Origin of the sequence: Azospirillum sp. B21 (assembly GCF_008364825.1) — a bacterium.
In the GTDB taxonomy this organism is placed as follows: domain Bacteria; phylum Pseudomonadota; class Alphaproteobacteria; order Azospirillales; family Azospirillaceae; genus Azospirillum.
The window spans coordinates 440,837-461,243 of sequence record NZ_VTTO01000001.1 but is presented as its reverse complement, the minus strand read 5'-3'; the positions used below and the strand labels follow the sequence as shown (position 1 = coordinate 461,243).

Here is a 20,407-nt window from a genome sequence, read left to right as displayed (position 1 = left end):
TGGCGCGCTCCTTATCGGTGGGGTAGGCTTTCCGCCGCCGAATTCGTCCGGGCATATCCGCCCCACCTCCCAAGAGGACCAGATGAAGTTCTCCTTCGCCAAGCCGTCCCTGCCTGCCTCCGGCGTGCTCGCCGTGACCGTCGCCGCCGACCGCGGTCTCGGCCCGCTCGGGCGCGAGCTCGATCAGAAGACCGGCGGGGCGCTGGCCCGCGCCATGGCCGCCGGCCGCTTCAACGGCAAGAAGGACGAGACGCTGACGCTGCTCGCCCCGGCCGGGACCGAGTTGGACCGCATCCTGCTGGTCGGCATCGGCAAGGGTGCCGATCTGACCGACCTGATCCTGCAGTCCGCCGGCGGTGCCATCGCCGTCGCCCTGGACAAGGCCACCGAAGAAGCGGCGCTGCTGGTCGAGCTGCCCGACGGCGCCACGCAGTCGCCCGCCGCCGCGGCGGCCGAGATCGCCTTCGGTGCGCAGCTGCGCTCTTACAAGTTCGACAAGTACCGGACCAACGACCGGAAGGCCGACAAGAAGGAGCCGAAGCCCAGCCTGCGCAAGCTGACGCTGCTGGTCGAGGATGACGGCGCGGCCAAGGCCGCCTTCAAGAAGCTGGACACGCTGGCCGACGCCATCCGCTTCACCCGCGATCTGGTGTCGGAGCCGGCCAACGTCATCTATCCGGAAACCCTCGCCGAGAAGACGAAGGAACTGGAGCAGTTCGGCGTCGAGGTCGAGATCCTCGACCAGAAGAAGCTGAAGAAGATTGGCATGGGCGCTCTGCTGGGTGTCGCCCAGGGCAGCGCCTTCGAGCCGCGCGTGGTCGTCATGCGCTGGAACGGCAACCCGGATGCCGACGACAAGCGCCCGGTCGCCTTCATCGGCAAGGGCGTGACCTTCGACAGCGGCGGCATCTCGATCAAGGGTGCGGCCGGCATGGAAGACATGAAGTGGGACATGGGTGGCTCCGCCACCGTGATCGGCACCATGTACGCGCTCGCCGCCCGCAAGGCGAAGGTCAACGCCATCGGCATCGTCGGTCTGGTGGAGAACATGCCGTCCGGCACGGCGCAGCGTCCGGGCGACATCGTCACCTCGCTGTCGGGCCAGACCATCGAGGTCATCAACACCGACGCCGAAGGCCGTCTGGTGCTGGCCGACTGCCTGTGGTACGCGCAGGACGTCTACAAGCCCAAGCTGATGATCGACCTGGCCACCCTGACCGGCGCCGTCATCGTGGCGCTGGGTCACGAGCATGCCGGCCTGTTCGCCAACGACGACGACCTCGCCATGAACCTGACGGCCGCCGGCCTGAAGGTGGGCCAGCCGGTGTGGCGCATGCCGCTGGGCGACGCCTATGACAAGGAAATCGACTCGCCGGCCGCCGACATGAAGAACACCGGGTCGGGCGGCGGCGCCGGCAGCATCGTCGGCGCGCAGTTCCTGAAGCGCTTCGTCAACGACGTGCCGTGGGCGCACATCGACATCGCCGGTGTCGCCTGGGCGAAGAAGGACGGTGCGACCGTGCCGAAGGGCGCTTCCGCCTTCGGCGTGCGCCTGCTCGACCGCTTCGTGGCGGACTTCCACGAGGCTTGATGGCAGAGGGTTGATGTGTGCGTGAAGGGGCCATGACCGAAGTCCGCTTCTACCACCTGCAACGGCGCACGATGGAGCAGGCGCTGCCCAAGATCCTGGAGAAGGTTCTTGAGCGGAGCTGGCGCGCCGTCGTGCTCGCCGGTTCGCCGGAGCGGGTGGACATGCTGAACCAGCATCTGTGGACCTACGATCCCGGCTCCTTCCTGCCGCACGGGGCGGCGCGCGACGGCTTCGCCGACAAGCAGCCGGTGTGGCTGACCGATGCCGACGAGAACCCCAATGGCGCCACCGTGCTGGTCACGGTGGACGGCTGCGTCAGCGACCGGATGGACAGCTACGACCTCGTCTGCGACCTGTTCGACGGCAATGACGACGAGGCTGTGCTTGCCGCCCGCCAGCGCTGGAAGGCCTGCAAGGCGGCCGGCCACGCCCTGACCTATTGGCAGCAGACCGAGCGTGGCGGCTGGGAAAAGCGGGCCTGACCGCCACGGCTCCGCAGGCTGCCTTTCCTGATCATTTCATTTGCATTTGATCCGTTCAGAGGCAAATCTGAATGCCCGTGTGGATGGTCAAAGGTGCAAGCTCCCCAATGAACAGGAGCCAGTTCGACCCGGCGCTCGCCCAGCAGGTCAGGGACGCCAGCATCCTGATCGTGGACGACAACCAGTCCAACGTCGATCTTCTGCGCGAAATCCTCGGTCACGATGGCTATACCCGGGTTCTCGGCGAGACCGATCCGCGCAAGGTGCCTGATCTCTGCGCGGCCGAGGCGTTCGACCTGCTGCTGATCGACATTCGCATGCCGCACATGAGCGGCTTCGAACTGATGGAGCGGCTGAAGCCCATCTTCGGCGACGATTACGTGCCGGTGCTGGTGCTGACCGCCCAGACCGACCAGGAAACCCGGCGCAAGTCGCTGGAGTTGGGCGCCAACGACTTCCTGACCAAGCCCTTCATCGCCTGGGAACTGCTGCACCGCGTCCGCAACATGGTGGAGATCCGCAAGCTCTACCGCCGCGCCGCAGAGCAGAACCGCGAGCTGGAGCGGCGGGTGTCGGAACGCACGGCCGAACTGTCGGACGCGCTGGAGGCGGCGCGCAAGGCCGATCGCGCCAAGCTGGATTTCCTGGCGGTGGTCAGCCACGAATTGCGCACGCCGCTGAACTCCATCATCGGCTTCGCCGACGTGCTGGCGGGGGAGGGGATGGGCAAGCTGGGCCATCCCGACTATCTGGAATATGTGAAGCTGATCGAGGACAGCGGCCGGTCGCTGCTGACCATGGTCAACAACATCCTGGACTACACCCGCGGCTCGACCGGCTCGATCGAGATCCAGGAGAGCGACGTCGATGTCCCCCAGCTGCTGGCCGGCTGCGCCGACCTGCTGTTGCCTAAGGCGGTGGGCAAGCAGCTGGCGGTGACGGTGCATCCCTGTCCGGCCTTCCGCATGCGCATCGACCGCCGCCGGCTGCGCGAGATGGTGCTGAACCTGCTGGACAACGCGGTGAAGTTCACCCAGCCCGGCGGCCATGTGGCGCTGGTGGTGGAGGAGCGCGACAATTTTGTCGGCGTGACCGTGCGCGACGATGGCCCCGGCATCCCGGCCGAGTTGATGGGCCGCATCTTCAACCCCTTCACCCAGGCCGAACGCTCGCTGATCCGCCAGCATGAGGGCGTCGGGCTGGGCCTGCCCATCGTCCGGCGCTTCGCCGAACTGCATGGCGGCGGTGTGGACGTAGACAGTGCGCCGGGCCGGGGAACGGCGGTGACGATCCTGCTGCCGAAGGAACGGTTGCTGGGGGGGTGAGGGGTGTAGGAGCCTTGCGACGTTAGACCCCCACCTTAATCCTCCCCCGCTGGGCGGGGGAGGAGACTGCCGCTGAGCGCCGACAAAGGTCCAATCCCTCCCCCGCCCAGCGGGGGAGGATAGGTGGGGGTCTAAGCCTGCAAGGAACCACCCCCCTCAATGAAACGTGAACATCTCCGGTGCCGCGCCGATGCGTGCGACCAGCCCGCCGCCGGGCGGGACCGGGCGCCATTGGTCCCGCTGGGAATCAACCGGCTCCGACACCACGATCAGGCCGTTGTCGCCGCGCCGCCAGTACAGGCTGGGCGGTTTGTCGTCCGATGCCCAGCGCACGGCCCACACCCGCTCGCCGTCGGTCCAGGTCGCGGTGAAACGCAGGGGAGAGGTGATGTGCAGCGCCCGCATCTCGTCGCGGATGGCGTGCAGGACGCGTTGGAAGGCGCCGACCGAATCCCGCTCCAACCCCTGGCCGAGGGCGGCGAGGAAGATCGCCTCGCTGTCGGTGGTGCCGGTGCGGACGCCGTACAGCTCGTCCGGGATCATCGCCTCCACCTTGCGGCGCAGGCGGGGCCAGTCGCCCACTTGCCCATTGTGCATGAACAGGAAGCGCCCGGCCTTGAAGGGGTGGCAGTTGGCCCGGCTCACCGCCGTGCCGGTGGCGGCCCGGACATGGGCGAAGAACAGGTGGGAGCGGACATGGCTGCAGATCGACTGCAGGTTTTCGTCCGACCAGGCCGGGCGGATCTCGCAATAGCGGCCGGGCTCGGTCCGCTCGCTGTACCAGCCGACGCCGAAACCGTCGCCGTTGGTCTCGGTCTTCGCCTCGGCGGCGTGCATGGACTGTTCGATCAGGGAATGGCAGGGCGTGCAGACCAGCGTTTCCAGGAACACAGGTTCGCCACAATAGGCAAGGAACCGACACATCGACCGACGCACCATGGCAGCCGCGACAGGAACTGCGTCAATTTGACCCGATGCGGGGTGTGAAACAAGGGGGCGGAGTCACGGAACCGTCACGCCGCCCGTCGGGTGTTGCATTTCCGCCGGTTCGGCGCGGGCGTGCCCCGCTTTTGTCACCAGACGACCCTGGGCAAGGCGGCGACGCGCAACGGGCCGACGAACAGGGCGCGGTCCTGCACGGTAACGGGGGCGGTGACCACCGGCTCGCCGTTCGGGCCGGTCGGGCGGGCCAGCATGGTCAGGACGGTGCGGGCGATGGCGGCCTCGTTCGGGCGCATCATCGGCTTCACCGCGTCGAGGATCGCCGGCGCTCCGCGGATTTCGGCGGTCAGCGCCGCCTGCGGCTGCAACTGCGTGTCCAACGCCAGCGTGCCGGACAGCACCGCTCCCAGCGGTCCCCAGTCCAGCGCCAGCCGATCGACCTCCACCGTGCCGCCGTCGCGGCTCCAGGCCGACAGGCTGGCCGGTTCGGGGCGGGGCGGGGTGCCCATGACGCGCAAGGTCAGCTCCGTCCGCTTCACCTCGCGGCCCAGCGTGGGCAGCAAGTCGTCGGGAAGGGTCAGGCCGTCGGCGGACAGGGTCAGCGTCAGGCCGGCGGTGGTTCGTTCGGCCGGCGGCTGGTCCGGCTGAGCGGCGGCGATATCCAATGCTGCGACCGGCACCGCCTGTCCGGCAACCTGCGCGGTCAGACCGGTGAAGCGCAGGGCCAGCCGCTCCAGCGTGCCCGACATCCGCATGGTCACGTCGCCGCTGCCGCCCTGCGGGGCCAGGATGTCGATCGCCGGCTGGCCGGGCTGCACCACCGACAGGCGCTGTTCGCCGGAAAGGGTAAGGGCGATCTGGGTGGGGTTCCAGGGAGCCGCCTCCGCCACCAGGCGCGTGCCCTGCCATTCGGCGCCGCGGGTGGCCAGATGCGGCGTCTCCAACTCGGCCCGCAGGGCGAAGGGAAAGCCGCCGACGGTCAGCCCGCCATGTTCCACCACCGCCCCGTTGTCGCGCTGTGCGGTGACCCAGTCCTCCAAGCCGCTGCGCACGGCGCGGGCCGCCTGCCACCACCACAGGGTATAGACGACGGCCGGCAGCAGCAGGACCATCAGCAGCAGAATTATGGCGATCCTGCGCCCGGTCAGCAGGCGGCGCGGCGCGGAAGTGGTGGCGGTGGGTCGCATCGGTGGCATGTCCGTTCCATCTCCGTACCCTTATAGCGAGCCCGGAAGGCGCATGCTAGGTTTGGGCATCGCCGATTCGCCCCCGGACATCTTTCATTCTCAATGGCTCCCGATTCGCAGCTTCCGCGTCCCGCCTGGTCCGCCGACATCGCGGTCGAACCCGGCAGCGACCTCTGGGTGTTCGGCTATGGCTCCCTGATGTGGAACCCCGGCTTTCCCTTTGCCGAGCGGCATGCGGCGACGCTGCCGGGCTATCACCGCAGCTTCTGCGTCGCCTCCCACCGCTACCGCGGCACGCCGGAGCGGCCGGGGCTGGTGCTGGGGCTCGACCGTGGCGGCTCCTGCCGCGGCATCGTCTTCCGGGTGGCGGCGGCGGACGTGCCCGTGGCGCTCGACTATCTGTGGGAGCGGGAGATGGACAACCGCGTCTATCTGCCGAAGATGCTGCAGGTGCGCCTGCGCGGTGGCCGCTCGGCCGAGGGGTTGGAGACGGTGCGCGCCTGCTGCTTCGTCGTCGACCGCAGCCATCCCCAATATTGTAAAGGCATGGACGAGGCTGCGGTCGTTTGTCGCATCGCCGGCTGCTGCGGCCAGCGCGGACCCAACGTCGATTACCTCGCGAACACAGTCCGACATCTGGACGAACTAGGGATTCGCGATGAAAGGTTGTCAAAGTTGTATGATTTGGTGCGGCGTTATCCGGGTTGATCTATGACCGAACAACGCCCTGTCGAGTCTTTGTGGCAAATGTGATCATTTGCTCCGAACTTTGTGTCGTCTTGTAATGTGGCGACGAACTTTGTCCGCGCATTGTGTCTGAATTGTACGGTTTTGACACTGACCAACCGAATCCATAGACTTCGAACTGTCTATCCGGGAGGTCGTTTGAATGCGAAACATCAGCATAAGAAAAAAGTTCCTCACCATATCCGCAGTCATGCTCTGCGCAATCATTGGTATCGCAACGATCCTTCTATCTTCTCTTCGTGATACCCAAGAGGAAACAAGCCGGGAAAGGGTTCAGTCCATCGTCGAGGTGGCGATCGGTACGATCAAAGACTTCGAGATGCGTGCAGCCAAGGGGGAGATGTCCTTGGACGCCGCCCGCCTCGCGGCGCGGAACGCAATCCGCGCGATGCGGTACGATGGAGACGAATATCTGTTCGTCACAGACTTGGACTCGCGTATCGAAGTCCACGGCGGGCAGCCGCAGATCGAAGGACAGAATCTCGGAGGGTTCAAAGACCCGAACGGCGTTCCCTTCGCGCAGCTTCTGGTGGAGCAAGCCAGCAGGGGCGGCGGCTACGTCTCCTATTCCTGGCCCAAGGCAGGGCAGACGGTGCCCAGCCCAAAGATCGCCTATGCGCAGATGACGCCTGGCTGGAAGTGGGTGGTCGGCACCGGCGTCTATATCGACAACATCGAGGCCGATTTCCGCCGCCATGCGATCGAGGCCGCTCTGTTCGGCGGCGTACTGGGGGTCGGTGCGCTGCTGTTGTCGCTATGGATCGCCCGGTCGATCACGCAGCCCTTGTCGCGGCTGACCGCGGCGATGCGCCGGCTGGCCAACGACGACCTGGACGTGGAGGTCACCGACGGCGGGCGGCGCGACGAGATCGGGCAAATCGCGGTGACGGTCGGCATCTTCAAGGAGCGTGGGCTGGAGAACCGCCGGCTGCGCGCCGAGCAGGAGGAGATGCGCGTGAAGGCGGAGGCGGAACGGGTCGCCCTGCTGTCGAAGCTGGCCGACGGCTTCGAGCGGTCGATCGGCGAGGTGGTGCGGCAGGTGACGGCGTCGGCCGGAACCATGCGCCAGACCGCCCAGGCGCTGACGTCCAGCACCGCCACCGCGACGACCCGCAGCACGGCCGCCGCCCAGGCCGCGGAAGAGGCGGCGGTCAGCGTCAACACCGTCGCCGGCGCGACCGAGGAACTGTCCAGCTCCATCGGCGAGATCGGCCGGCAGGTCAGCGCCTCCAACGATGTGGCGAACCAAGCGGTCGCCGAGGCGACCAAGACCAACGAGGTGATGAACGGGCTGGTCCGTGCCGCCAACGAGGTGGGCGAGGTGGTGAACCTCATCAATTCTATCGCCGGGCAGACCAACCTGCTGGCGCTGAACGCCACCATCGAGGCCGCGCGTGCCGGCGAGCATGGCAAGGGCTTCGCCGTCGTGGCAAGCGAGGTGAAGGGGCTGGCCAACCAGACCGCCCGCGCCACCGAGGACATCCAGAGGAAGATCGCGGAAATCCAGCAGGCGACCAACGTGGCGGTGGTGGCGATCCGCGACATCGGCCATGTCATCGGCGAGATGACCAGCATCTCCAGCGCCATCGCCGCCGCGGTGGAACAGCAGGGGGCGGCGACGCGCGACATTTCCGCCAACGTCCATCAGGCGGCGCAAGGTGCGCAGGCGGTCTCCGCCAACGTCGCGGTGGCCAGCGAGGCGACGACCGACGCCGGCACCAAGGCCGACGAGATGCTGGGCGAATCCGGCCGGCTGACCAGCGTCGCCGACCGGCTGCGCGGCGAAGTCGACGGCTTCCTGGCAAGCATCCGCGCCGCGTAAGGCAGCGCTGGCGCAGCGGTCGTCCACGGCCCATCTTGAGGGGCATGACGACCCTGCGCATCCGGGCCCCAGTCCTTGGGGCCCTGGCGGGGGCGGCGCTGGTCCTGGGCGTGGTCGCCCCGGCCGGCGCCGCACCGCTTCACCACGACGTCGACCTGACGCTCGACCCTGCCGCCGGCGTGCTGGAGGTGGTGGACCGGCTGAATCTGCCGGCCGGGGCGCAGTCGCTGCAGCTCGACCCCGCCCTGACCCTGCACGAGGTGCGGGTGGGCGACCGCGTTGTTCCCGCCGACCGGCGCAGTAACCGGCTGCGGCTGGTGGTGCCGGAGGGAGGCGGACAGGTGACCTTCCGCTATGGCGGGCGGCTACCGGGCTTCACCGCCGGGACCGGGGTGGCGTTGGACCGGGAGGGCGCCTTCCTGCCGGGGCAGGGCGGCTGGCTACCCGACCTGGTAGCCGATGGGGACGAGCCGCCCAGCTGGCGGCTGTCGGTGCGGGTGCCGGCACCCTACGTCGCAATCGCCACCGGCCGGCTGGTGGAGGAGGGGCGCGACGCCACCGGCTACCGCGCGGTGTTCGAGGAAACCCGCAGCGTGGAGGAGCCGTCCGTCTTCGCCGGCCCATGGACGGTGGAGGAGCGGATGGCCGGGGCCCTGCGCCTGCGGCTCTACCGCCATCCGGAGCAGACCGGGCTGGCCGACGGCTATCTCGCCCTGTCGGAGCAGGCGATCGCCGCCGGTGCCGCCCGCATCGGCGCCTATCCCTTCGACGGCTTCAGCATCGTGTCGGTTCCGCCTCCGGTGGGGCTGGGCTTTCCGGGGCTGACCGCCATCGGCCGTTCCGTTCTGCCGCTTCCCTTCATCCGCAGCCAGTCGCTGACCCACGAGATCATGCACAACTGGTGGGGCAACGGCGTGCGCGTGGGGAGCGGCGGCAACTGGGCGGAAGGGCTGACCACCTACATGGCCGATTACGCCGCCGCACGCCACCGCGGCGCCGACGCGGCGCGGGCGATGCGGCTGGACTGGTTGCGCGACTATGCCGCCCTGCCGGCCGAGCGCGACCGCCCGCTGACGGAATTCCTGTCGAAGACGCATGACGCCGCGCAGATCGTCGGCTACGGCAAGGCGGCGATGCTGTTCCACATGCTGGAGGCGGAGATCGGCCGTGACGCCTTCGACGCCGGCATCCGGCGCTTCTGGAGCGACCACGCCTTCCGCGATGCCGGCTGGTCCGACCTGCGCCGCGCCTTCGAGGCGGCGTCCGGCCGCGATCTCGGCGGGCTGTTCGCGCAATGGCTGGAGCGGCGGGGAGCGCCGTTGCTGACGCTTGTCGATGCCCGTGCCGATGGTGACGGCGTGCTGCTGACGCTGCGGCAGGAGGCCGACAAGCCCTATGCCCTGACCGTGCCGGTGCGGCTGGAGACGGCGGCGGGGGTGGAGGAGCGCAGTGTCCGTTTCGACGCGAAGGAGGCGACACTGCGCGTGCCGGCCGGTGCGGCGGTGCGGGTGGTGTCCGTCGATCCCGATTTCGACCTGTTCCGCCGTTTGGCTCCGGGCGAGGCGCCGCCGATCCTGCGCGACGTCACCCTGCGCCCCGCTGCCGAGCGGGTGATCGCCGCCGATGGCGACGCGGCAGAGGCGGCGCGGGCGCTGGCCGGCCGGTTGATGGACGGCGCGGGGAGGGAGAGCGGCGGAGGCACTGCACCGGTGTTGCTGGTCGGGACCGACGCGGCGGTGGCGTGGGAACTGGAGAGGCGCGGATTGGGGCCGGTGCCGGCGGAACTGGCCGGGCGCGGCAGTGCGCGGGTGTGGGTGCCGCGCGCGGCCGACGGGCGGACGGCGCTGGTGGTGTCGGGCTCGGACGCTGCGGCACTGCAGGCGCTGGTCCGGCCGCTGCCGCATTATGGACGGCAGAGCTGGTTGGTGTTCGAGGGAGCGAAGGCTGTGGACCGCGGGGTGTGGGCGGTCGGCGACAGCCCGCTGCGGCGGGTGGTGGGGCGGTGAGGCGTCGGCTTCGAGTGCCCCCACCCCAACCCTCCCCTGCTCTCAGCGGACCTACGGTCCGCCTGTCGCGTCAGCACAAAGCGCAGCTTTGTGCGAGAGCTGGGCGGGGGAGGGGGTAAGTGCTTGTTTGGAAAGGCTGCGGCAGTCCCTCCCCCGCCCAGCGGGGGAGGATAGGTGGGGGTCTGACGTAGGCAAGTAAGAGGACCGCCTCTACTTCCCCTCACCCCAGACCAGCCCGTTGAACAGCGGCTCGATCACCGACTGGCCGACGTCGCGGGTGATGAAGACCAGCTTGGTACGGTGGTCGTCGCTGGGCCAGTCCTCCAGGCGGACGGGCGGGTGGAACATGTGCTGGACGCCGTGGACGACCACGGGCAGCTCGCTTTCCTGAACGTTCAGCAGACCCTTCACCCGCAGCAGGTTCTCGCCGGCCTGGGCGATCAGCGCCTCCATGAAGTCGACGAAGCCGTTCCACGGGATCGGCCGGTCGATCACCATGCAGAAGGCGCGGATATGGTCGTCATGGCGGTTGGCGTCGTGGTGATGGTGGTCATGGCCGCAGTCGGGACCGCAATGATCGCCATGGTCATGCTCGCCATGATCATGATGATCATGTTCGTGCCCGTGCTCGTGCCCATGATCGTGGTCATGGTGCTCATGCCCGTGCGCCTTGGCCTGTTCGTCGCGATAGGACTCCTCGCGCAGCCAGCGGGCGACGTCGGGGCTCTTTGTCTCGGGATTGTAGAGCCCGGCGTCGAACAGCCGCTTCGGGTCGATTTCGCCATGGGCGGCGGGCAGGACCGGGGCGGCCGGGTTGATGGCGGCGAGGCGCTGCATCAGGGCGGCCGTCGCCGCAGGGGTGGCGACGTCGGTCTTGGTCAGAACGATGCGGTCGGCGACGGCGGCCTGCTTGACGCTTTCCGGCTGGCGGTCGAGCTGGAGGGAGCCGTGCGCCGCGTCCACCGTGGCGATCACCCCGTCCAGGCGGAAACGGGCGGCCAGCAGCGGGTCCGACATCAGGGTGTGGATGATGGGTGCGGGATCGGCCAGCCCGGTCGTCTCCACCACCACCCGGTCGAAATCGGGGATCTCGCCCTTCACCCGCTTCAGGAACAGGTCGCGCAACGTGTCCACCAGATCGCCGCGGATGGTGCAGCACAGGCAGCCGCTGTCCATCAGCACCATGTTCTCCGACGCCTTGGCGACCAGCAGATGGTCCAGCCCGACCTCTCCGAACTCGTTGATGACGATGGCGGTGCGCGCCATGGCCGGGTTGCGCAGCAGCGCCTGCAGCAGGGTGGTCTTGCCGCTGCCGAGGAAGCCGGTCAGCACCGAGACGGGAAGGCGGGCGGGAGAGGCGGCGGGAGCGCTCAACGGGGTTTCTCCTGACAGGATTTGCACAGGCCGCGCACCTCGACGGTGGGGCGCTGGACATGGAAGCCGCGCTCGGCCGCCGCGGCGACGATCGCCGAGCCGACCCCTGGGTCGTCGATCTCGGCCGCATCGCCGCAGCCATCGCACACCAGGAACTGCCCGGAATGGGCGGCCCCCGGTGCTGCGCAGCCGACATAGGCGTTCAGCGATTCGATGCGGTGGACCAACCCCTGCTCGACCAGGAATTCCAACGCGCGGTAGACGGTCAGCGGCGCAGCCGCCTTGCCGTCCTGCTGGCTGAGGTCTTCCAGGATCGCATAGGCGCCGCGCGGCCGGTGGCTGGACCACACCAGCTCCAGCACGCGGCGGCGCAGCGCGGTCAGCCGCGCCCCCCGTTCGGTGCACAGGGCGTCGGCACGGGTCAGCGCATCGGCGATGCAGTGGGTATGGTCGTGAAGTGCGGACATGTGTGTTACTTTATAACATTGCGACCCACGACGCAACGCGCATGGAAAAGGCGGCCCCGCGGCTGGGGCCGCCTTCCCGAGTGGCGGTTGTTCTTTTTGGGGCCGGGCTCTTTGCAAGCCTGGACATGCATCGACCGCGGCGGAGCGGCCGGCGTCCTTATCGCTTCTGACCCGGAAGGCTGGGCGGGACAGGGCGGCCGCACCGGGCCGCTGGAGGCACAATAACGGCCGGGCGTGACCGTTTGCGGGCATGGCGGTGACGCTTCGGTGAAGATGACGGTCAGGACGCCGGCTCGATCCGCCGCTTGCGCTCGTTGTAGAGGGCCAGCGCACGGTCGCGGGCGGCGCCATGGTCGAGGATCGGCCGCGGGTAGTCGTCGCCCAGCCGGACGCCCGCCTGCCGCAGCACCTCGGTCGGGGCGGCCCAGGGCTGGTGGATCCAGCGCGGCGGCAGCCGGTCCAGTTCGGGGACGTAACGCCGGACGTAATCGCCTTGCGGATCGAACTTCTCGCCTTGCAGGACCGGATTGAAGACCCGGAAGAAGGGGGCGGCATCGGCGCCGCATCCCGCCACCCATTGCCAGTTGCCGGCATTCTGGGCCAGATCGGCATCGACCAGCGTGTCCCAGAACCAGCGCTCCCCTTCCTGCCAGGGCAGCAGCAGATCCTTGACCAGGAAGGAGGCGACGATCATCCGCACCCGGTTGTGCATCCAGCCGGTCTCCCACAGCTGGCGCATGCCGGCATCGACGATGGGGTAGCCGGTGCGCCCGCGCTGCCAGGCCCGCAATCCGGCGGCATCCTCGCGCCAGGGGAAATCGGCGAAGCGCGGATCAAGCGGGCGGTCGGGCAGTTCCGGCGCATGGTGGAGCAGATGATACTGGAACTCGCGCCAGCCGATTTCGCGCAGGAAAGCGTCGATGCCGGGCGCCAGCTCCGGCCGGGCGTCGGCGGCATGGCGGGCGGCGTGCCAGACCTGCCGCGGCCCGATCTCCCCGAAGGCGAGATGGGGCGACAGGGCGGAGGTGCCGGGGCGGTCCGGCCGATCGCGCTCCGTCGCATAGACCCCGACCGGCCCATCGAGGAAATCGGCGAGGTGGGACAGCGCCGCCGTCTCTCCCGGCACCCAGCGCTTGCGCAGGCCGGGAGCCCAATCCGGTTTGACCGGCAGCAGATCCCAAGCGTCGAGCGAATCGCTGGCCGGCGCCTTGTCCGGTGCCTTCAGGGCGGAGGGTGCGCGGGTGGGCAGCGGCGGGTTCAGTGTGGCCGACAGGTGACGCCAGAAGGGGGTGAAGACCTTGAAGGGACCGCCGCTCTTGTTGCGCACGGTCCAGGGTTCGGCCAGCAGGCCGGCGTTGAAGCTGCGGGCATCGACGCCGCGCGCCTTCAGCCGCTCCTTGATCGCGGTATCGCGGGCGGTCTGGGCGGGGGTGTAGCGGCGGTTCCACAGCACGCACTCCGCCCCCGTCTCAGCGATCAGCGCGTCGAGCACCGCCCCCGGCTCGCCCCGGCGCAGCACCAGCGGCGAGCCATGGCGGGCGCAGCAGGTGGCGAGCCGTTCCAGGCTGCCGTGCAGCCACCAGCGTTGCGCCCCGCCGAGCGTCCATGGATCGCAAGGGGGATCGCCGGTTTCCTCCTCCAGGATGTAGAGCGGGATGACCGGCGCGCCGCGCTCGGCGGAGGCCTGGGCGGCCGCCGTCAGCGCCGGGTTGTCGGCCAGACGGAGGTCGTTGCGGAACCAGACGATGATGGGGGCGGACATGCACGGCGCTCGGTTGGTCTACTCCGGACCAACCGATATAGGCCGCGCTCACGCTTCGGCCAGCGGGTCAGCGCGCGCGGTCCGGCGACAAACGGGCGCAGGGGAAGCGGTAGACCCGGCCGCGCACCGTCATCAGCACCTCGAATTGCCGCGCCAGCAGCCCGTCGAAGGCGGGATCCAGCACGTTCAGCCCGCCGGTGAAGCTGCCGAACGCCGGCAGGATCAGCTTGGCGCCGTCATGGGCGAAGCAGCGCTCGCGCACCCGCCGCCCGGCCAGCGCCAGCGCGGCAGCGGGGTGCAGGTGGCCCGACAGTTCCCCCACCGCGCCCGGCTGCGCCTCGTGCCGGAAGGTGAGCGGGCCGAGTGACAGTTCCGCCGCCACCCGGCCGCCGAGACCCTGCGGCGGTTCGGGGTCGTGGTTGCCGGTGATCCACACCCAATCGGCGACGGCGGCTGTCAGGCCGCGCAGCCGCTCCACGTCGGCCGGGTCCATCCGCTCCGCCGCGCGGCGGTCGTGGAAACTGTCGCCCAGGCACAGCACGCGCACCGGCCGCTCTCGCGCGATCAACTCGGCCAGCCGGTCGAGCGTCGCCCGCGTGTCGTATGGAGGCAGCATCCGGCCGCGCGCGGCGAAGGCGGACCCTTTTTCCAGATGGAGGTCGGCGACGGCGAGAATGCTCTCGGCAGGCCACAGCAGAGCCCCCGACGCGTCGGCCAGCAGATCGGCGCCGCGGAGGGTCAGGGCGGCGCGGCTGTCGTCGCCCTGACAGGCAGAGCCCTGAGCTTGGGAGGAAGGTGACAACATTCGTTTACCGGCGATCATCGAAAATGGCCAATATCCATGAAATTTCTATGGGCATGATGTTTGCAGCCGGACGGGCCGCCGTCGTGGAGGCATGGCGGATGACAACCATACCCGGAGGATACCCATGGCCACAGTGACCTTCACCGGCCTGAACATGCCCAAGGACATGACCGTCTACGCGGTCGCCGGCGATACCGGCACTCTGCTGGCGCTGGCGAAGAAGCACGACATCCCGATCCCGTTCCAGTGCCAGGACGGGGAGTGCGGATCCTGCCTCGTCAAGGTGACCTATCTGGACGGAAAGACTCCGATGGCCATCGATCTGACCGAAAAGGAGAAAGTCACCCTGTCCGTCAACGGCAAGCTGAACAGGGACCTGTTGGAGGCGGCCGAGAACGCCCACCGCCCGCCGCCCTACCGTTTGGCCTGCCAGTTCATCGTCCGTGACGAGACCATTCTTGTCGAGTTCAGCGGCGAGCCGGGAGTGGAACCGGAACTGCGCAAGTAACCTGCGAGCGGCATGGGGCGGTGTCACAACGACAACCGTCCCTGCTGCGGGCGCCCCGTGTCCGATTTCGCAGGCCGAGGCGCAGCCAGTTCCGGCATCGCCTCGGCGAGCAATTCGGCTTCGGCGGCGGCGAGCAGTTCGTCGGTGGCGCTGCCGTCCACCCGCTCGCGCCCGATCTCCAGGATCACCGGCACCGCCAGCGGGGAGATGCGGTCGAGGTCCTTGTGGGTGATGCGCCCGCGCACCCGCGCCAGGAAATCGGACAGGCGGCGGATGTCGGTCAGCCCGCCGGCCGCATCGGCCCGCGTCGCCCGCAGCAGCACATGGCCGGGGTCGTGCTTGCGCAGCACGTCATAGATCAGGTCGGAGGAGAAGGTGACCTGCCGACCGGTCTTCTCCTGCCCCGGATGACGGCGGTCGATCACCCCGGCGATCAGCGCCACGTTGCGGAAGGTCCGCCGCAGCATCGACGATTCGTCCATCCAGGCTTCCAGATCGTCGCCCAGCATGTCCTGGTCGAACAGCGCGTCCATGTCCGTGGGCGAGCGCAAGGACCACACCGCCAGCACATAGTCGGTGGCGACGAAGCCCAGCGGCCCCAGGCCGAAGCGCTCCATCCGGCGGGTCAGCAGCATGCCTAAGGTCTGGTGCGCGTTCCGCCCCTCGAAGGCATAGGCGACGAGGAAGCGCTTGCCGGCCTTGGGGAAGGTCTCCACCAGCAGCCCGTCGCGGTTGGGCAGGACCGAGCGGTAGCGCTGAAGCCGCAGCCATTCCTGCACATCCTCCGGCAGCCCGTCCCACCGGCGCGGATCGGCCAGCATGGCGCGCACGCGCTCGGCCAGATGGGTGGTCAGCGGCAACCGCCCGCCGGCATAGGCGGGCACCTTCGGGTCGCCGGTGCCGCCCTTGGCGACCTGCGCCTCCATCTCGCGCACGCCGAGGAACTTCAGCAGCTGGCCGGCGAACAGGAAGGTGTCACCGGGGGTCAGGCCCTGGATGAAATACTCCTCCACCTCGCCCAGCACCGGGCCGCGGTTCATGCGGACGCGCAGCAACGCTTCCTGGGTGATGGTGCCGACATTCATGCGGTACTGCCGCGCCACCGCCGGACCGGAGACCGACATCCGCCCGTCCTCGCGCAGCCTCAATCGCTGGAACCGTTCATAGGCGCCGAGCGCGTAGCCGCCGGTGGCGACGAAATCCAGCACGTCGTCGAACTCGTCGCGGGTCATCGCGGCATAGGGGGCGGCGGAGACCACCTCCTCATACAGCTCGTCCGCCAGGAAGGGGGCGGCGCAGGCCATGCCGAGCAGATGTTGGGCCAGCACATCCAGCCCACCCGGATGCGGCGCCTCGCCGTCCAGCGTGTGGTCGTGAACCGCCTCCAGCGCGGCGCGGCATTCCAGCACTTCGAACCGGTTGGCGGGGACCAGCAGGGCGCGGCTGGGCTCGTCCAGCCGGTGGTTGGCGCGGCCGATGCGCTGGACCAGCCGGCTCGACCCCTTGGGCGCGCCGATCTGCACCACGAGATCGACCGCCGCCCAGTCGATGCCGAGATCGAGCGAGGAGGTGGCGACCACCGCGCGCAGCTCCCCGCGCGCCATGGCGCCTTCGACCTTGCGGCGCTGCTCCACCGCCAGCGAGCCGTGGTGGAGCGCGATCGGTAGATTGTCGTCATTGACCCGCCACAAGGCCTGGAACACCAGCTCCGCCTGGGCGCGGGTGTTGACGAACAGCAGGGTGGTGCGCTGGCGGCGGACGCGCTCGTAGATTTCCTTCATGGCGTGCATCGCCATGTGACCGGCCCAGGGCACCCGCTCCTGCGAGGTCAGGATCTCGACCTCCGCCTGCGCGCCGGAGCGGCCCAGCACGAGGCGCACGTCGTCGGAGTCGCTTCCGTCATGCCGGCCGCGGCGCGACAGCCAGGCGAGCAGCCGCTCCGGCTCCGCCACCGTGGCCGACAGCCCGACGCGCCGGGCGGCGGGGGCGAGGCGCGACAGGCGGGCGAGCCCGAGGGCCAGCAGGTCGCCGCGCTTGGTGCCGGCCAGCGCATGCAACTCGTCGATGATGACGCAGCGGAGGTTGCGGAACAGCCGGTCGGCGTCGGTGTAGGACAGCAGCAGCGCCAGGCTTTCCGGCGTCGTCATCAGCATGTGCGGCGGATGGGTGCGCTGGCGCCTGCGCTTGGCCTCCGGCGTGTCGCCGGTGCGGGTTTCCGCCCGGATCGGCAGCCGCATCTCGGCGATGGGCTGTTCCAGATTGCGCTGGATATCGACCGTCAGCGCCTTCAGCGGTGAGATGTAGAGGGTGTGCAGGCCGTCGCGCGGCCGTTCCGCCAGTTCGATCAGCGAGGGCAGGAAGCCGGCCAGCGTCTTGCCGCCGCCGGTGGGCGCAATCAGCAGCGCGCTCTCCCCCCGCTCCGCCGCCTCGACCATGGCGACCTGATGCGGGTGCGGCGCCCAGCCGCGCGACCGGAACCAAGCTGCGACGTTGGGCGGGATCAGGGCAGGGGAGGGTGCATCCATGGCGGCCGGACTTTACCGGATCGCCTGGAACGGAGGAAGAACGAAGTAGAGGGCGTTAAACCGCTGCCGCCTTCTTCACGCCGAAGCAATGCTCCGGCCCCGGGAAGGTTCGGCTGCGCACCTCGGCGGCATAGGCCGCGGCGGCTTCGCTCACCGACTCGCCCAGATTGGCGTAGCGCTTGACGAATTTCGGCTGGAAGGCGCCGAACAGGCCGAGCATGTCGTCGGTGACGAGCACCTGCCCGTCGCAGGCCGGCGAGCCGCCGATGCCGATGGTGGGGATCGCCACCTCTTCGGTGATGCGGCGGGCGAGTTGCTCCATCGTGCCTTCGATCACCAGGGTGAAGGCGCCGGCCTCGGCGATCGCGCGGGCGTCGGCGGCGATCCGCTCCGCCGCCTCGGCATCGCGGCCGACCGCCTTGTAGCCGCCGAGCGTGTTGACCGACTGCGGCGTCAGCCCGACATGGCCCATCACCGGGATGCCGCGGGCGGTCAGGAAGGCCACCGTCTCCGCCATCTCCAGCCCGCCTTCCAACTTGACCGCCTGGGCGCCGGTTTCCGCCATCACGCGGGCAGACGCACGGAAGGCGGCCTCCTTGCTTTCCTGATAGCTGCCGAAGGGCAGGTCGACCACGACGCAGGCCCGTTCGGAGGCGCGGACCACGGCGGCGCCATGGGCGATCATCATGTCCAGCGTCACCGGCAGCGTGCTGTCCAGCCCATAGACCACCATGCCCAGCGAGTCGCCGACCAGCAGCAGGTCGACATGCGGATCGAGCAGCCGGGCCACCGGAGCGGTGTAGGCGGTCAGGCAGACGATGGGCTCGCCCCCCTTGCGGGCGCGCAGCGCCGGGACCGACTGACGGGCGGTGAGGTTGGACGCACTCATGATCGGGCCTTTCCGGTACTGGCTGCGGCGTAATGGCTCGCTGACCACTCAATACGCTTGCCCGGCGCACAGTCGGGCCACGCAGAATGGCGCAGATACACCAAAACCGCCCACGCGAAGATCGCGGGACGGTCGGGTGCAAGACACAAGGGGTCTTGGGCGCGCATCACACGCGCCCATCGCAGTCGCTAAGAGCGACCGACGATTAGTAGCCCTCGCGTTCCATCCGCTTGCGGAGCAGCTTGCGGGTGCGACGCACCGCTTCAGCCTTCTCACGCGCGCGCTTCTCCGAGGGCTTCTCGTAGTTACGGCGCAGCTTCATTTCACGGAAAATGCCCTCGCGCTGCATCTTCTTCTTGAGCGCGCGGAGGGCCTGATCGACGTTGTTATCTCGGACCAGAACTTGCACGTTAACCGTCACCCTTCCAAGTGAAGCATGTTGCGCAAAGGCAACAAATAGGCATGCGCGGCGGGCGCACCCCTTGTGTGGGCGCAGTGTGTAGCACGCCCCATCGCCTTTGTGAAGGGGTGTCTTCTGTCCGCAAGCATGAGCCGGGCAGGAACCCACAGGAAACGGTTGCTCCAGCCCCATCCACACTCCAGATATAGCGGCATGCCAGTGCTTCCAATCGCCCGAATGGGCAATCCCGTGCTCCGTAAGATCGCGGAGCCCATCGCCGACCCGACCGATCCTGCCGTCGCCCGGCTGGCGGCCGATATGATCGCCACCATGCTGGATGCCCCCGGAGTCGGATTGGCCGCGCCGCAGATATCGGAGTCGCGCCGGATCATCGTCTTCCGAGTCCCCGCCGACCGAGGTGAGGGGGAGGAGGTGGCGAACACCGTCCTAGTCAACCCGGTGATCGAGCCGCTGTCCGACGAGAAGATCCTAGGCTGGGAGGGTTGTCTGTCGATACCGGGTCTGCGCGGTCTGGTGCCGCGCTACGGGCGCATCCGCTATCGCGGTTACGGCCTGGACGGCGCCCGCATCGAACGCGAGGCGTCTGGGTTCCATGCCCGTGTGGTCCAGCATGAGGTCGACCACCTGGATGGCGTGCTCTATCTTGATCGTATGGACGATCTGCGGCTCCTCGTCTGCACCGAGGAGATGCATCATATCAACGCCGCGCTCGTCGCGGCCACGGACGCGCCGTCCCGGACCTGAGGGCGGGCGCAGGGAGAGTTGGCCATGAGCATCGACAAGCTTCGCGACGATATCCTGGTGGCGAGCCTGCCCAATGTGGTGTTCGACGGCTGGAGCCTGCAGGCCCTGCGCGACGGCACCCAGATGGCCGGCCACGAACCGTCCGCGCTGCTGCGGGCCTTCCCCGGCGGCGTGACCGACGCGGTGGAGCATTTCGCCGACTGGACCGACCGCCAGATGCTCGACCGGCTGGAGGCCCAGCCGCTCGCCGAGATGAAGGTGCGCGAACGCATCTCCCTCGCCGTCCGCACCTATTTCGAGGTGCTGGAGCCCTACCGCGAGGCCAAGCGCCGGCAGCTGTCATATCTGGCCATGCCGCAGAATGTGGCGCTCGGCTTGCGGCTGCTCTACCGCACGGTGGACGCCATGTGGTTCGCCGCCGGCGACACCTCCACCGACTACAACCACTATACCAAGCGGGCGCTGCTGTCGGCGGTGGTCAGTTCCTCCACCTTCTACTGGCTGGACGACCAGTCGGAAGGGCATGTGGAGACCCGCGCCTTCATCGACCGCCGGCTGGCCGACGTGATGGCGGTGGGCAAGGCGACCTCGTCGGTCGGCAAGATCGGCTCGATGCTGAACTTCTTCCCCAACCCCCTGCGCTTCGCCCGCCAGATGCGCCAGCGCACCACCAGCGCCCAGGCCAGCAACGCGACGGTACATATGGCGGAGAATATCTGAGGGGATGCGTGACTCTCCCTCTCCCCCCCGGGGAGAGGGTCGGGGTGAGGGGGATGCACTGCGTGCTTTTCCCGAGAATCCTCGCCGCGC

General features: G+C 68.7%; 18 protein-coding genes. 9 read left to right on the top strand and 9 right to left on the bottom strand.

Annotated elements, in window-relative coordinates; translation table 11 throughout:
* The first annotated feature begins 82 nt into the window (after positions 1–82).
* The 3 genes from FZ983_RS02225 to FZ983_RS02215 all read left to right on the top strand — a co-directional run bounded on the left by FZ983_RS02225 (position 83) and on the right by FZ983_RS02215 (position 3,398).
* A complete protein-coding gene (locus tag FZ983_RS02225; RefSeq protein ID WP_149221983.1) occupies positions 83–1,591 on the top strand; it encodes a leucyl aminopeptidase in 1,509 nt (502 codons plus the stop codon).
* 32 nt (positions 1,592–1,623) lie between these two features.
* Entirely contained in the window at positions 1,624–2,073 is a 450-nt protein-coding gene (locus FZ983_RS02220) for a DNA polymerase III subunit chi (protein WP_149221982.1), read from the top strand.
* Between the two features lie 107 nt (positions 2,074–2,180).
* Positions 2,181–3,398: an ATP-binding protein gene (locus FZ983_RS02215; protein ID WP_149221981.1), complete on the top strand. Its 1,218-nt coding sequence runs from the start codon at positions 2,181–2,183 to the stop codon at positions 3,396–3,398.
* Positions 3,399–3,554: 156 nt separating this feature from the next.
* Here the strand turns inward: FZ983_RS02215 and FZ983_RS02210 are convergent, their stop codons facing one another.
* Positions 3,555–4,322: a class II glutamine amidotransferase gene (locus tag FZ983_RS02210; protein WP_149221980.1), complete on the bottom strand. Its 768-nt coding sequence runs from the start codon at positions 4,320–4,322 to the stop codon at positions 3,555–3,557.
* Between the two features lie 149 nt (positions 4,323–4,471).
* Complete coding sequence (locus tag FZ983_RS02205) at positions 4,472–5,527, bottom strand: DUF2125 domain-containing protein (protein ID WP_149221979.1); 1,056 nt, start codon at positions 5,525–5,527, stop codon at positions 4,472–4,474.
* Positions 5,528–5,629: 102 nt separating this feature from the next.
* On the opposite strand from FZ983_RS02205, the gene FZ983_RS02200 reads away from it, so the two are divergent.
* The 3 genes from FZ983_RS02200 to FZ983_RS02190 all read left to right on the top strand — a co-directional run bounded on the left by FZ983_RS02200 (position 5,630) and on the right by FZ983_RS02190 (position 10,102).
* Positions 5,630–6,235, top strand: coding sequence for a gamma-glutamylcyclotransferase (locus FZ983_RS02200; RefSeq protein WP_149221978.1), 606 nt, complete (start codon positions 5,630–5,632; stop codon positions 6,233–6,235).
* A 181-nt stretch (positions 6,236–6,416) separates the two neighbouring features.
* On the top strand, positions 6,417–8,096 hold the full coding sequence (locus FZ983_RS02195; RefSeq protein ID WP_149221977.1) for a cache domain-containing protein: 1,680 nt from the start codon (positions 6,417–6,419) through the stop codon (positions 8,094–8,096).
* A gap of 44 nt (positions 8,097–8,140) precedes the next feature.
* Positions 8,141–10,102 (top strand): M1 family aminopeptidase, encoded by a 1,962-nt coding sequence (locus FZ983_RS02190; protein ID WP_149221976.1) that lies wholly within the window; start codon positions 8,141–8,143, stop codon positions 10,100–10,102.
* 210 nt (positions 10,103–10,312) lie between these two features.
* On the opposite strand, the gene FZ983_RS02185 is transcribed toward FZ983_RS02190, so the two are convergent.
* The 4 genes from FZ983_RS02185 to pdeM form a co-directional block, all read right to left on the bottom strand.
* The gene (locus FZ983_RS02185) at positions 10,313–11,503 is read right to left on the bottom strand and encodes a GTP-binding protein (protein WP_149221975.1); all 1,191 of its coding nucleotides are present in this window, start codon (positions 11,501–11,503) and stop codon (positions 10,313–10,315) included.
* Positions 11,473–11,943 (bottom strand): Fur family transcriptional regulator, encoded by a 471-nt coding sequence (locus tag FZ983_RS02180; RefSeq protein ID WP_149221974.1) that lies wholly within the window; start codon positions 11,941–11,943, stop codon positions 11,473–11,475. Before FZ983_RS02180 ends, FZ983_RS02185 begins: the two co-directional genes overlap by 31 nt.
* Before the next feature lie 280 nt (positions 11,944–12,223).
* Entirely contained in the window at positions 12,224–13,705 is a 1,482-nt protein-coding gene (locus tag FZ983_RS02175; RefSeq protein ID WP_149221973.1) for a deoxyribodipyrimidine photo-lyase, read from the bottom strand.
* A 67-nt stretch (positions 13,706–13,772) separates the two neighbouring features.
* Positions 13,773–14,510, bottom strand: a complete 738-nt coding sequence (pdeM, locus tag FZ983_RS02170) for a ligase-associated DNA damage response endonuclease PdeM (RefSeq protein WP_149221972.1) — start codon at positions 14,508–14,510, stop codon at positions 13,773–13,775.
* A 124-nt stretch (positions 14,511–14,634) separates the two neighbouring features.
* On the opposite strand from pdeM, the gene FZ983_RS02165 reads away from it, so the two are divergent.
* Positions 14,635–15,018 carry a 2Fe-2S iron-sulfur cluster-binding protein gene (locus FZ983_RS02165; RefSeq protein WP_085089807.1) on the top strand — a complete coding sequence of 128 codons (384 nt, stop codon included), beginning with the start codon at positions 14,635–14,637 and terminating at the stop codon, positions 15,016–15,018.
* A gap of 23 nt (positions 15,019–15,041) precedes the next feature.
* Here FZ983_RS02165 and FZ983_RS02160 read toward each other — a convergent pair whose 3' ends face one another.
* From FZ983_RS02160 to rpsU, 3 genes are all read right to left on the bottom strand, one after another.
* Entirely contained in the window at positions 15,042–17,543 is a 2,502-nt protein-coding gene (locus FZ983_RS02160) for a ligase-associated DNA damage response DEXH box helicase (RefSeq protein WP_149221971.1), read from the bottom strand.
* 55 nt (positions 17,544–17,598) lie between these two features.
* Positions 17,599–18,432 (bottom strand): 3-methyl-2-oxobutanoate hydroxymethyltransferase, encoded by an 834-nt coding sequence (panB, locus tag FZ983_RS02155; RefSeq protein ID WP_149221970.1) that lies wholly within the window; start codon positions 18,430–18,432, stop codon positions 17,599–17,601.
* Between the two features lie 205 nt (positions 18,433–18,637).
* Positions 18,638–18,841, bottom strand: a complete 204-nt coding sequence (rpsU, locus tag FZ983_RS02150) for a 30S ribosomal protein S21 (protein ID WP_012974546.1) — start codon at positions 18,839–18,841, stop codon at positions 18,638–18,640.
* 204 nt (positions 18,842–19,045) lie between these two features.
* Here rpsU and def point away from each other — a divergent pair, with 204 nt between their 5' ends.
* Positions 19,046–19,597 carry a peptide deformylase gene (def, locus tag FZ983_RS02145; protein WP_149221969.1) on the top strand — a complete coding sequence of 184 codons (552 nt, stop codon included), beginning with the start codon at positions 19,046–19,048 and terminating at the stop codon, positions 19,595–19,597.
* 24 nt (positions 19,598–19,621) lie between these two features.
* Positions 19,622–20,317, top strand: a complete 696-nt coding sequence (locus tag FZ983_RS02140; RefSeq protein ID WP_149221968.1) for a COQ9 family protein — start codon at positions 19,622–19,624, stop codon at positions 20,315–20,317.
* The last annotated feature ends 90 nt before the right edge of the window (positions 20,318–20,407 follow it).